The organism is Phycicoccus avicenniae (assembly GCF_018139485.1).
Classification (GTDB): domain Bacteria; phylum Actinomycetota; class Actinomycetes; order Actinomycetales; family Dermatophilaceae; genus Phycicoccus; species Phycicoccus avicenniae.
Genome location: NZ_JAGSNF010000026.1, coordinates 1 through 12,622, shown reverse-complemented (window position 1 = coordinate 12,622; position 12,622 = coordinate 1). Strand labels below are relative to the sequence as shown.

Below are 12,622 nucleotides of genomic sequence, written 5' to 3'. Positions count from 1 at the left end.
CCGGTCAGCGTAGTGATCGTGGCTGTCGGGGACCAGGACTCCCGAGCGGGAGCGGTGATACGTCCCCGCGCGCACGACCGTCGTCCCGGCCCCGCGTCGGGCCCCGGCGCAGGTCCGTGGAATTTCCGCGACGGGGGTGTATCAGGTCGGCCGGTCGCCCCTCTTTCGCCGTGTGGGCCCCGTCGGGCCGCCGGGTCGTCGCCGAGCAGGGGCGGAGTGGACCGGGCGGGTCGCACGGGGCGCCGGTCCCGGGCTCCGGGCGGGACCGGACCTCCGGGAACCCCCGTGGAACGGGGGCACCGGCCACGTCGGACGAGGCGGTGTCAGAGGGCGCCTCGGCGGGTGTGCAGGGGCACCCGACCGGCGTGGCCGGTGGCCGGAGCCGAACGGGCCCGACCGCCGTCGGCGGTCGGTGGCGATGTGGCGGCCGTCGGGGGACGACGGCCGCCACCGGGCCGCCCGTCCCGCGGTCGTCAGCCCGTGGTCGTCGGGCGGGTGGCGGCCGACCAGGCGTTGCGCTGGTCCTCCGGGGTGGTCGTCGGGCCGTCGTCGCCGGGCACGGCCTCGGAGGCGATGGTGCGCCCCTGCCGCAGCCGCTCGCCGGTCGCCTTCGCGGCGTCGGAGACGAGGTCGGCGATGACCGGCGCGGCCTTGGTCCGGGCGGCCTCCTTGGCCACCCCGACCTGCTTCTGCACCGGCTCGGAGTTCCACACCTTCCCCGAGGTGCGGCGGATCTGCTCGTAGCGTCCGGTCCCGGCCTTGGCCCCGAGGACGTAGCCCGCGGCGAGTCCCGCGATGAAGGTCAGCTTGCCCATGGGGGCTCCTTTCGTCGTCGTCGACCCTACCCACAGGCGGCTCGCCCGTGTCGAGCGCCGATCGCGGTCTGCCAGACTGGGCGACCTCGGGCGGGTTCGCATAGTGGCCGAGTGCAGTCGCCTTGAAAGCGACCAGGGGGAGACCCCTCGTGGGTTCGAATCCCACACCCGCCGCGCGAGGCGCGCGAGCCTGCGAGCGCGTGCGCGAGGCGGGTGAGGTGATGACGGGGAGCCCCGAACGCGTGAGGGTCGGAGTCCCACACCCGCCGCGCGAGGCGCGCGAGCCTGCGGCGGCGCTGCACTCTCACCCGAGGCGCGGACGGGGCCCGCGGGTCGGAACCCGCGCGGCTACGGTGGGTCGATGGACGCCAGGGAGCCGGTACGGGTCGTGCGCGACGAGGACCTGCTCGAGGCCGACCCGACGTCCGGGATGCTGCGGCGACGCGCGTTCGAGGTCCCGGGACTGTGGTCCGGCCAGGTCGTCACGGAGCCGGGTGGGGTGTCCGGCTGGCACCACCACGACTCCAACGTCAGCTCGCTCTACGTCGTGCGGGGGGTCCTGCGGCTGGAGTGCGAGGGCGTCGAGGGCCACGTGGACGCCGTCGCCGGGAGCTACGTCCACGTGCCGGCGTTCACCGTCCACCGCGAGTCCAACCCCGGCCGCGAGCCCTCGCTCGCCGTCATTGCGCGGGCCGGCGTCGGCATCCCCACCGTCAACGTCGACGCCGCGCCCCCGCCGCACGCCTGAGAGCCAGGACCGGCCCACCGGACCGACCCCACGCAGGTGCCACCACGGCCCGACCCGTGACGGTCAGCCCGGCGGAGGGATCTCCCCGGACCCCCGCGGGACGAGGGTGGGCTCGACGACGAGGTGCCGCGGCGGCGACGGGTCCCCCGCGACCCGGGCGAAGAGCAGCTCGCCGACGGCTCGTCCGATCCGGGGGACGTTCTGTTTCACGACGGTGAGCGGCGGGTCGACGAGGTCGGCGAGGGGATAGTCGTCGAAGCCGACGAGGGCGACCCGGTGCTGCACCCCCCGCTCCGCCAGCGCCCGGATCGCCCCGGTCGAGAGGTTGTTGCGCCCGGCGAAGATCGCCGTCGGCGGGTCGTCGAGCGCGAGCATCTCGCCGACGACGCGGGCGGCCTCGACCGAGGAGGGCACGCCGGTGACGACGAGGCGGGGATCGGGCTGCATCCCGCGGTCGGCGTGCGCCGCGGTGAACCCGGTGACCCGGTCCTGCGCGGTGAGCACCCCCGGCAGGTGGAAGAGCCCCGCGACCCGGCGGTGCCCCTGGGCGAGCAGGTGCTCGGTGCCGCGCCGCGCGCCGAGGACGTTGTCGACGGTCACCGCGTCGGCCTCGAGCCCACGCGGCGGTCGGTCGACGAACACGACGGGAGGGCCTGCGCGCAGCTCCTCGCCGAGGTAGGCGTGGTCGCGGCCGGTGGGCATGAGGACGAGCCCGTCGACCTGACGCCCGAGAAGGTCGCGGACGAGGTCGCGCTCCCGGTCGACCTCCTCGTCGATGCTCGCGGTGAGGACGGCCGTCCGGTTCTCCCGCGCGACGTCCTCGATGGCTCGCAGCAGGGCCCCGGAGAAGGAGTTGGACAGGTCCTGCAGCAGTGCACCGACGAGTCCGGTGCGCGCCCCGCGTCGACGCAGGGTGCTCGCCGCGTGGTTCGGCCGGTAGCCGAGCGTGACGACGGCCGCCGAGACCCGCTGGCGGACCTCGGGCGAGACGCCCCGCTCGTCGTTGACGACCCGGGAGACGGTCTTCAGGCTCACCCCCGCGAGCGTCGCGACGTCCCGCATCGTCGCCCGGTCGCCGGTGGAGGACAGGGAGGAGGGGCCGGGCATGTCCCCGAGTGTGCACCCCTCGCTTGACCCCCGCGCACGGGAACGGTTACAAACGAGCGACGGCACCCGTCCGGTGTCCACCGAGGGCGAGGAGGCCCCGGTCCCGCGCCGCGAGGAGCTGACGATGGACGTCCGACGGGTCCGCGAGCGCGCGTCCGGCCGTCGGCGGCCCGCGCATCGGTCCGTGGGGGTCGCCGTCGGCACCGGTGTCGCCCTGGTGCTCGCCGCCTGCGGCGGCCCCGGGGGCGGGACCATCGACCCGGGGAGCGACGAGGTCTCCGTCACGCTCGTCACCCAGGACGGGTCGAGCCCGTTCTTCCGTGCGATGGAGCAGGCGGCACGTGACGGCGCGGGCCGGCTCGGCGTCGCCCTCACCGTCGACCCGGGGGAGGGTCCGACGGACGTCGAGGGCCAGGTCCGCTCGGTCGAGGAGGCGGTGCTCCGGGGCGACGACGGCATCCTCATCACGCCCGTCTCCGGGCAGGTCGAGGACGCCATCACCGCCGCCCGGGAGGCGGGGGTCTACGTCGTCGCGCTCGACAACCCCACGTCGTCGGCGACGCGCGGCGCCGACATCACCTTCGCGACGGACAACAGGCAGGCCGGGACGCTGCTCGGGCAGTGGGTGGCCGCCCGGCTCGGGGGCGACGTCGCACGCGTCGCCATGCTCGACCTCGTCGGCGACGACAGCGTCTCGGTCGACGTCGCCCGGCACGACGGTTTCCTCGCGGGGATGGCCGTGCCCGTGGGCGACCCGCGGCGCACGGGCGACGAGGCACGCTCCGGCACCTACGGCGAGGACGAGGGGACCTACAGCATCGTGTGCTCCCGGCCCTCGCTCGGCACCGCCGAGGGGGGCGCGGACGCGATGCGTGCCTGCCTCGAGCAGGAGGGCCCGACCCCGACGGTCGTCTACGCCGCCGCCGACCCGGCCGCCCTCGGGGCCCGGGAGGTCCTCACCGAGGTCGGCCTCGACGACGTCCTCGTCGTCTCGGTCGACGGCGGCTGCGAGGCCGTCGACGCCGTGGAGGACGGCCGGCTCTCGGCGACCGCGCAGCAGTACCCCGTCCGGATGGTCGACCTCGGGCTGCGGGCGGTCGTCGAGGTCGTCTCCGGCGGCGAGCGGCCGCGGACCTCGGACGGGCTCGACTTCCACGACACCGGCGTCGCGCTCGTCACCGACGACCCCGTCGCGGACGTCACGAGCCTCGACAGCGAGGCCGCCCGCGGGGTCTGCTGGGGCTGACCGGAACGCGTCGTCGGGCTGCTCGACGAGACGGGGACGACACGGGCGCGCATCGCTCCGCCCCGGGCTTCTTCCCGGTCGGCGGACCACCCTCTCCTCGGAGCGCGACGCGGCAGGTGTCCGTGCTAGCGTCGTTGGCGGTTGCAGCATCAGCAGTACCTCGAAAGGCCCGATCCGAACGCCACAGGGGGCTGGAGTCGCATCCACGACCGGGGCGAAGGGTCCCGGTCGAGTGCTACGAAGCGAAGGAAGTTCTCCCCATATGGCACAGGGCACCGTGAAGTGGTTCAACGCCGAGAAGGGCTTTGGTTTCATCGCCCAGGACGGCGGCGGCCCGGACGTGTTCGTCCACTACTCCGCGATCGACGTCCAGGGCTACCGCAGCCTGGACGAGGCGCAGCGGGTCGAGTTCGAGGTCACCCAGGGTCCGAAGGGTCCGCAGGCCGACCAGGTCCGCCCCGTCTGACCCGGGTCTCCCGAGTCCCACCGACGACCCCCGTCCGGCACTGCCGGGCGGGGGTCGTCCGCGTCCCGGCTCGCCCTCGTCCCGGGCCGTCCGCGTCCCGATGCGGCGGCGGTGGCTCAGCGCGTCGCGAGGTCGGTGAGGAACTCCTTGGCGATCGGCGCCGAGACCGAGCCGCCGCTGCGCCCTCCCTCGACGAGCACCGCGAAGGCCAGGTCCCCCTGGTAGCCGGTGAACCACACGTACGGGTCGGCCGTGTCGTCGCCGTACTCCGCCGTGCCCGTCTTGCCCCGGACGGTCCCGCCGGGGGTGCCCCGCATGACCGTCGCCGTCCCGGTCGCGACGACGTCGGCCATCATCGAGCGGATCTGCCCGACGGCCCGCCCGTCGAGCGGGGTCGGCCGCGGCCAGCCCCCGTCCTCGACGACGATCCGCGGCGGCACCCACGTGCCCCGCCCGACGCTGGCGGACATCACGGCCAGGGCGACCGGTGACACCTCGACCCGCCCCTGGCCGATCGCCGCTGCCGCGCTGTCGGTCCCGCCCTCGGTGGCCGGCACGCTGCCGTCGAAGGCGCCGGCGACGCCGAGGCCGTCCGCCCAGCCCGCCCCGATGCCCAGGGCGCCCGCGGCCGTCGTGAGGTCGTCGGGCGCGAGCTCGGTGGACAGCGAGACGAACGCGGTGTTGCACGAGGCCGCGAAGTCCTCCGCGAAGACCGGCTCCCCGCCGATGGACTCGCCGGCGTAGTTCGTGAAGCGACGGCCGTCGACCGTCGCCACCTCGGGGCAGGGCACCGGCGTCGAGGGGGTGGTGATGTCCTCGGTGAGGTAGGCGTACGTCGTCGCGACCTTGAACGTCGAGCCCGGTGGGTAGCGCCCGGTGACGGCGCGGTCGAAGCCGCTCGTCGGGGTGTTCGCGACCGCCACGACCTCCCCGCTCGGGACGTCGACGGCGACGAGCGCGCCCGGGACGTCGAGGTCGGCGCCGTCCAGCGCGGCCTCGGCCGCCCGCTGCACGACGGGGTCGAGCGTCGTCACGACGTCGGCACCGGCGACGGCGTCGGCGGTGAAGAGCGTCTCGTCCTCGCTCGTCACGACGGACGACCCGGCGGTCCCCGCGAGGGTCTCGTCGTACTGCCGCTGCAGGCCGCTGCGCCCCGCGCGGTCGCCCCCGGACAGCCGGCCCCCGCTCTCCTCGACCATCTCGGCGGTGACCTCCCCGACCGTCCCGAGGAGCGGCTGGCCGAAGGTGCGGGTCGGCCCGAGCGGCTGCGTCGCCGTGGGGGCGATGACCCCGTCGATGGCCTCGAGACGCTCGGCGCGCTCCTGGTAGTCGCGCTCGCGGTAGGTGATGACGGGGATCGGGGCCTGCGAGCCGGTCCGGGTTCGCTCGTCGAGGTCCTCGACGATCCCGTCGACCCCCGTGACGTCCTGGAGGGCCCGGGCGCCGGCGCGGTCGGCCTGCACGGGGTCGAGTGCCACCTGGTACACCGTGCCCTGCGGCATGAGCGGCTCGTCGTCGCGGCCGAGGAGGTCACCTCGCTGGGCCGCGGTCCGTTCGAGGGACACGGTCTCGCCGACCGCGAGGTCCGGGTGCCACGGCGAGCCGTCGCCGGGGCCGGAGACGAGCCAGGCGCCGTCCTGCTCGACGAGGCGGACGGGCGTCGCGTAGTCCCATCGCGCCTCGCCCGGCAGCGACCACTCGACGCCGAGCTCGGCCGTGGCGACGCCGCCGTCCCGCCGAAGCGGGGAGGCGCTCGCGGTGACCGCGACCTCGCCGAGGCCGTCGAACGCGGCGGCGAAGTCGTCGGCGGCGCCGCCCTCGGTGAACGGCACGCCCGACAGGTCGCGTGCCTGCCAGCCGGCGACGTAGGCCCCGAGCGCGGCGTCGGCGGCGGCGTCCCGCTCCGCCTCGGACCGCAGCCACCACACCGACCCGGCGAGCCCGGCGACGACGACCAGGGCGGCCGCGGCGACCATCGCCCACGTCCGCCGGCTCACCCGTGCACCCGTCCCGTCATGACCACCATCCAAACCGATGCGGGGGCCGGGACGCGGCAGGTCACGCCGGTCGATGCCATCCGATCCGCTGTCGATCCTTTTCCGCGCGGCGGGTCCCCGGGGGGTTCACTTCGCGGAGCAGGGGTGGTGACAATGCGCCGGAAGGACTGCCCACCCGTGAGAGGAAGAGCCGTGAGCGTCCAGGTCAGCGAGGATCTGTCCGGCACCAGCGTGTCCCACCCGGGGTACGACCGCACCGCGGCGTCGGTGGGCATCGTCCACTTCGGCGTCGGCAACTTCCACCGGTCGCACCAGGCGATGTACCTCGACCGGCTCATGGAGGCCGGCTCCGGTCTCGACTGGGGGATCTGCGGGGTGGGTGTGCTGCCGCAGGACGCGGCGATGCGGGACGTGATGCGCGCCCAGGACGGGCTCTACACGCTGGTCGTGCGCCACCCGGACGGCTCGCTCGAGCCCAGGGTCGTCGGTTCCGTCCTCGAGTACCTCTTCGGGCCGGAGGACGCCGACGCGGTGTACGCCCGGCTGCTCGACCCACAGGTGCGCATCGTCAGCCTCACGGTGACCGAGGGCGGGTACATCCGCAACGCCGGCACCGGCGAGTTCGACGCCTCCGACCCGGCCGTCGCGCACGACGTCGCGCACCTCGACGCCCCGCGGACCGCGTTCGCCTTCGTCGTCGAGGGGCTGCGTCGCCGCCGGGAGGCCGGCCTGCCGCCGTTCACCGTGCTGTCCTGCGACAACCTCCAGGGCAACGGGGACGTGTGCCGCTCGACGGTCGTCGGGCTGGCCCGCGAGGTCGACGCCGACCTCGCCGACTGGATCGCGTCCGAGGTCTCCTTCCCCAACTGCATGGTCGACCGCATCACCCCGGCGACGACGGACGACGACCGGGCCGTCGTCGCGGACGAGTTCGGGATCGAGGACCGCTGGCCGGTGCCGGCCGAGCCGTTCACCCAGTGGATCGTCGAGGACGACTTCCCCCTCGGCCGCCCGGAGCTGGAGCGCGTCGACGTGCAGTTCGTCGACGACGTCACCCCCTACGAGCTGATGAAGCTGCGGCTGCTCAACGCGACGCACCAGGCGCTCGCCTACACCGGGGCCCCGCTGGGGTACCGCCTGGTCCACCTGGCGATGGAGGACGACCGGGTCCGGCGCTACCTCGAGGCGTACATGGAGCAGGAGGGGGCGCCGACCCTCGGCGAGCTGCCCGGCATCGACCTGCCGGCGTACATGCGCACCCTCGTCGAGCGGTACGGCAACCCGGGCATCCGGGACACCCTCGTGCGCCTCGCGACGGACGGCGCCAACCGGATGGCGACGTTCACCCTGCCGGCGGTCCGGGACAACCTCGCGGCGGGCCGGCAGATCCGGCTCGGGGCGTTCATGGTCGCCGCCTGGGCCGAGTACTGGCGCCTCGTCGCGTCGGGCGACATCGCCGGCGACCAGGTGCCGCCGGACGTGCACGCCGACACGATGCGGGAGGCCGCGGCGGCGGAGGACCCGGCGGCGTTCGTCGAGGTCGAGGCGATCTTCGGCTCGCTCGGCCGCGACGAGACCTTCCGGACGGAGTACCTCGGCTGGCGGCGGGTCGTCGCCGAGCGGGGCATGCACGCCGCGCTCGACGCCGTCCTCGGCTGAGGACCGCCGCGGGCGCGCGGCGGCGTCAGGAGCGGGCTCGCAGCCCGAGGCTGAAGACCTCCGGCGGCGGCTTCTGCGACGACTCCAGCTTGCGGTAGGTCGTCGGCGTCGTCCCGACCTCGGCGAGGAACTGCCGGTTGAAGTTCGCCATGTTGTGGTACCCCGACATGGCCGCGACCTGCGCGATGGCGTGGTCGGTCGAGTCGAGCAGGCGCCGGGCGTGGGCGATCCGCAGCTTCTTGACCATCGCGCTGAACGTCGTGCCCGTCGCGCTCTTGAAGTACTTCGAGAACGTCGGCTCGGACATGTACGCCAGCCGGGCGGCCGTCGCGAGCCGGATGTCCCCGGTGAGGTTCTCGAAGATGTACGCCAGCCCCGCCTCGACGGCGTTGAGCGAGTTGGAGTCGGTCGGGCGCCCCAGCCACTCGCTGGCGACGACCTCGCGTTCCTCCCGGGGGGAGCGGGCGAAGAGGGTGAGGAGCCGGAAGAAGTGCGAGACCTGCTCCGCGCCGTGCGTGCGGGTGACGTCGAGGATGACCTCGGCGGCCCGCCACGCCGTCTGGCCGGAGAACACCAGCCCCCGGCTCGACTCGCGCAGGACGTCCTCGACCTCGAGCAGCTCGGGGATGAGGTCGGTGCAGCCGCGGATCCACTCGTCGGTGAACTGGATGACGGCGTCCCGGTCGACCGCGACCTCGCCCGGCGGCAGGTCGCTCACCCAGTCGTGCGGCAGGTTCGGCCCCATGATGCTCACGTGGCCGGGGGCGAAGGTCCCGACGTGGTCGCCGGCGATGAAGCTGCCGTGGCTCTTGGTGATGAGGTGGATCTCGTACTCGGGGTGGGCACCCCAGCCGCAGATCTCGCTCGGGAAGTCGTGGGTGAGGGCCCGGATGGCGTGCTGTGGGTGCGGGGGGATGACCTCGCGGCGCGGGGGTGGACGGTGCGGGGCCCGGATGGCCGGGGCCGCCTCGCCGGCCCCCTCGACGTCGAGGGAGGGGAAGCCGGCGAGGCGGGCCCTGGGGGTCCCGGTCGACTGATACGAAATCGTCACCACTCCTCGTCCACGTCGTGACCCGTGCAGGTCGCCATGGCGGCCCGCTCTCCCTGGACGCTCAGGCGAGTCGCCGCACGCTCACATGAGCGCTCGCAAGATAGTACCGAAAGGACGAGGCTCGTGGTCCTTGTCGCCCCGACGGGCCGCTCCTTACATTTCCGGTGTCCGTGGCGCAGCACCGTTCCACCGACCGACCCGGGGGCCCGGGTCACTCCCCACTCCCGCCGCCGGGAGCGGGGGCACACCTACCGAAGGAGTTAGGAATGCTCTCGAAGAAGCGCACCCTGACGCTGGGCGCAGGGGCGATGGCGACGGCCATGGCGCTCGCGGCCTGCTCGTCCGGGAACGTCTCGTCGGGGGGCGACGGCGCCGGCGACGGCGAGAACGTCACCCTCAACCTCGCGACCGTCAACAACGGCCAGATGAAGGACATGGAGCAGCTCAAGGGGGAGTACGAGAGTGCGAACCCGGGCGTGACCGTGAACTTCCAGGTCATGGAGGAGGCCGACCTGCGCGCCGCGGTCACCGCGGACGTCGCGAGCGGCGCCGGCCAGTACGACATCGTGACGATCGGGGCCTACGAGACCCCGCAGTGGGGTGCCAACGGCTGGCTCGTCGACCTCACCGAGCCGCTCGCGTCGGACCCCGACTACGACGTCGAGGACCTCCTCGAGCCGGTCCGCGTCGCGATCTCGAACGACGGCAAGCAGTACGCCGTCCCGTTCTACGGCGAGTCCTCGATCCTCATGTACAACAAGGAGATCCTCGACGAGGCCGGGGTCACCCTGTCGGACAACCCGACGTGGCAGGAGGTCGCCGACGCGGCCGCCGAGGTCAAGACGGACGGCATGGCCGGCATCTGCATGCGCGGCAAGCCGGGCTGGGGCGACCTCTTCGCCCCGCTGACGACCGTGGTCCAGACCTTCGGCGGCAACTGGTACGACGCCGACTGGAACGCCACCGTCGACTCCCCGGAGTGGAAGGAGGCCGTCGAGTTCTACAAGACGATGCTCGACGAGTCCGGCCAGGCCGACCCGGTGTCCTACTCCTTCAACGAGTGCCTCACCGCGCTCAAGGAGGAGCAGGCGGCGATGTGGGCCGACGCCTCCGTCGCGGCGTCCCTCCTCGAGGCCGACGACTCGCCGGTCAAGGGCAAGATGGGCTACGCCCACATGCCGACCGTCGAGACCCAGGAGTCCGGCTGGCTGTGGAGCTGGAACCTCGCCGTCCCCTCGACGACGCAGAACCAGGAGCAGGCGATCGACTTCGTGAAGTGGGCGACGTCGAAGGAGTACCACCAGCTCGTCGGTGAGGAGATCGGCTGGTCGAACGTCCCGCCGGGTGCCCGCCAGTCGACGTACGAGATCCCGGAGTACGAGGAGGCCGCGGCCGCCTACGCCCCGATCACCCTGGACGTCATGAGCTCGGTCAACCCCGAGCAGCCGGGTGTGAACCCGCAGCCGTGGGTCGGCATCCAGTACGTGTCGATCCCGGAGTTCCAGGACGTCGGCAACCAGTGCGCGCAGCTCATCGCCGACTACATCGCGAACCGCACGTCGGTCGACGACGCCCTGGCCGAGTGCCAGGGGCTGGCTCAGCCCGCCGGCGAGGCGCAGCAGTGACCGGCGCCCCGGGGGCCCGGCCGCGCGGCTGAGCCCCCGGGGCCCATCCGGTGCCGGGGCGGGTCCGCATCGCCCGCCCCGGCCCCATCGCCCAGATCCCATGCACAAGGGAGTGCCCAGATGTCCATGACCGACGTCGACACGGTGGAGGCGAAGACCGCCACCGAGCCCCGGCGCGTGAACAAGAGCGAGCTGAGGACCGCCAGGGGGCTCGCCGCGCCGGCGATCATCCTGCTCATCCTGCTGACGCAGATCCCGTTCCTCGTGACGATCATCGTCTCGACGATCAACTACAACCTGCTCCGCCCGAACGACCGGGGCTTCACCGGGCTGGACAACTACATCTCGGCGCTCAGCTCGGGCGACCTCGGTCCCTCGATCGTCGCGACGGTCGTCATCACGGCCTCCTCGGTCGTCCTCTCGGTCGTCTTCGGGATGGTGTTCGCGCTCCTGCTCGACCGGGCGTTCCCCGGACGGGCGGTGGCCCGCACGCTGATGATCACGCCGTTCCTCGTCATGCCGGCCGCGGCCGCGCTCATCTGGAAGTACTCGATGTTCGACACGAACATCGGCATCCTCAACTGGATCAGCCGCTCGCTCGGGCTGCCGATCGTCTCCTGGGGGACCAACCACCCGCTGGCCACCGTCATCATCGTCCTGACCTGGCAGTTCACCCCGTTCATGATGCTCATCCTCCTCGCGGGGCTGCAGGGGCAGGACAAGGGCGTCCTCGAGGCCGCACAGGTCGACGGCGCCGGCCCGTGGCGCACCTTCACGTGGATCACGCTGCCGCACATGCGGATGTACGTCGAGATCGGCGTCCTGCTCGGCTCGGTCATCATCATCCAGGTCTTCGACCCCATCGCCATCCTCACGAGAGGGACCGGCGGGACGAAGACCCTCGCATACCTGCTCTACGAGCGGGCGTTCATCGGCCTCGACATCGGCCAGGCCGCGGCCTACGGCGTCGTCACGGTCGTCCTCACGCTGATCGTCGCCACGATCGCGCTCCGCACCCTCTTCAAGGTCTTCATGGCAGGAGGCAGCCGATGAACGCCCGGACCAAGGGCACGCTGCTCACGACCCTCACGTGGGCGCTCGTCCTCATCTTCTTCTTCCCCATCTTCTGGATGGTCCTCAACGGGTTCAAGCGCGAGTCGGTCGCCTCCTCGGTGAACCCCTCGCTGTTCTTCGAGCCGGTGACCGAGGGCTTCACGGCCGCGTTCGACCGGGGCATGCAGGGCTACCTGCTCAACTCCCTCACCGCCGCGACGACGTCGACGGTCATCGCGGTCGTGCTCGCGATCCCGGCGGCCTACGCCCTCTCGATCCGGCGGGTCAAGAACGTCGAGGGCACCCTGACGTTCTTCATCTCCACCCGGTTCATGCCGCTCGCGGCGATCGTCCTGCCGCTCTTCCTCATCCTCAACGAGCTCAACCTGCTCGACAACATCTACGTCCTGTCGCTGGTCTACGCGGCGATGAACCTGCCGGTCACGGTGTGGATGATGCGCTCGTTCTTCCTCGAGGTGCCGTTCGAGATCGTCGAGGCGGCGCGGGTCGACGGAGCGGGGCTGTGGCGCGAGATCGTCGGGATCGTCCTGCCGCTCGTCCTGCCCGGCGTCGCCGCAGCGGCGCTCATCAGCTTCATCTTCGCCTGGAACGAGTACTTCCTCGCGCTCAACCTCACCAGCTCGGCCGCCCGGACGACGCCGCCGTTCCTCGGCAGCTTCGTCGACGGCCGCGGCCAGTTCCTCGCCGTGCTGTCCGCGGCGGCGACGATCGCCGCGCTGCCGGTCATCATCGCCGGCTGGGTCGCGCAGAAGCAGCTCGTCCGCGGGCTGTCGATGGGCGCCATCAAGTGACGGACCGGCCCGGTGGGGACCTCCCGCCGGGCCGTGCCGCGTC

11 protein-coding genes and 1 tRNA gene are annotated in these 12,622 nt (G+C 72.8%); 8 read left to right on the top strand and 4 right to left on the bottom strand.

The features are described 5' to 3' along the window. Positions 1-473: 473 nt before the first annotated feature. The gene (locus KC207_RS16670; protein WP_211604456.1) at positions 474-815 is read right to left on the bottom strand and encodes a protoporphyrinogen oxidase; all 342 of its coding nucleotides are present in this window, start codon (positions 813-815) and stop codon (positions 474-476) included. An 89-nt stretch (positions 816-904) separates the two neighbouring features. Between KC207_RS16670 and KC207_RS16665 the strand changes: the two genes are divergently transcribed. Together KC207_RS16665 and KC207_RS16660 are read left to right on the top strand one after the other, a co-directional pair. Next, positions 905-989 (top strand) — tRNA-Ser (locus KC207_RS16665). A 187-nt stretch (positions 990-1,176) separates the two neighbouring features. Further along, positions 1,177-1,563 (top strand): cupin domain-containing protein, encoded by a 387-nt coding sequence (locus KC207_RS16660; RefSeq protein ID WP_211604455.1) that lies wholly within the window; start codon positions 1,177-1,179, stop codon positions 1,561-1,563. A gap of 63 nt (positions 1,564-1,626) precedes the next feature. Here the strand turns inward: KC207_RS16660 and KC207_RS16655 are convergent, their stop codons facing one another. Further along, on the bottom strand, positions 1,627-2,670 hold the full coding sequence (locus KC207_RS16655; RefSeq protein WP_249138825.1) for a LacI family DNA-binding transcriptional regulator: 1,044 nt from the start codon (positions 2,668-2,670) through the stop codon (positions 1,627-1,629). Between the two features lie 73 nt (positions 2,671-2,743). On the opposite strand from KC207_RS16655, the gene KC207_RS16650 reads away from it, so the two are divergent. Then, complete coding sequence (locus KC207_RS16650; protein WP_211604454.1) at positions 2,744-3,916, top strand: substrate-binding domain-containing protein; 1,173 nt, start codon at positions 2,744-2,746, stop codon at positions 3,914-3,916. A 262-nt stretch (positions 3,917-4,178) separates the two neighbouring features. Then, entirely contained in the window at positions 4,179-4,382 is a 204-nt protein-coding gene (locus KC207_RS16645; protein ID WP_211604453.1) for a cold-shock protein, read from the top strand. A 116-nt stretch (positions 4,383-4,498) separates the two neighbouring features. On the opposite strand, the gene KC207_RS16640 is transcribed toward KC207_RS16645, so the two are convergent. Beyond that, positions 4,499-6,379, bottom strand: a complete 1,881-nt coding sequence (locus tag KC207_RS16640) for a penicillin-binding transpeptidase domain-containing protein (RefSeq protein ID WP_211604452.1) — start codon at positions 6,377-6,379, stop codon at positions 4,499-4,501. Between the two features lie 192 nt (positions 6,380-6,571). On the opposite strand from KC207_RS16640, the gene KC207_RS16635 reads away from it, so the two are divergent. Beyond that, a complete protein-coding gene (locus KC207_RS16635; RefSeq protein ID WP_211604451.1) occupies positions 6,572-8,038 on the top strand; it encodes a mannitol dehydrogenase family protein in 1,467 nt (488 codons plus the stop codon). A 25-nt stretch (positions 8,039-8,063) separates the two neighbouring features. Here the strand turns inward: KC207_RS16635 and KC207_RS16630 are convergent, their stop codons facing one another. After that, positions 8,064-9,089: a helix-turn-helix domain-containing protein gene (locus KC207_RS16630; RefSeq protein ID WP_249138824.1), complete on the bottom strand. Its 1,026-nt coding sequence runs from the start codon at positions 9,087-9,089 to the stop codon at positions 8,064-8,066. 266 nt (positions 9,090-9,355) lie between these two features. Here KC207_RS16630 and KC207_RS16625 point away from each other — a divergent pair, with 266 nt between their 5' ends. From KC207_RS16625 to KC207_RS16615, 3 genes are all read left to right on the top strand, one after another. After that, on the top strand, positions 9,356-10,714 hold the full coding sequence (locus KC207_RS16625) for an ABC transporter substrate-binding protein (RefSeq protein WP_211604450.1): 1,359 nt from the start codon (positions 9,356-9,358) through the stop codon (positions 10,712-10,714). A gap of 120 nt (positions 10,715-10,834) precedes the next feature. Further along, positions 10,835-11,767, top strand: coding sequence for a carbohydrate ABC transporter permease (locus tag KC207_RS16620; protein ID WP_211604449.1), 933 nt, complete (start codon positions 10,835-10,837; stop codon positions 11,765-11,767). Then, positions 11,764-12,579 carry a carbohydrate ABC transporter permease gene (locus tag KC207_RS16615; RefSeq protein ID WP_211604448.1) on the top strand — a complete coding sequence of 272 codons (816 nt, stop codon included), beginning with the start codon at positions 11,764-11,766 and terminating at the stop codon, positions 12,577-12,579. Before KC207_RS16620 ends, KC207_RS16615 begins: the two co-directional genes overlap by 4 nt. Positions 12,580-12,622: the final 43 nt, after the last annotated feature.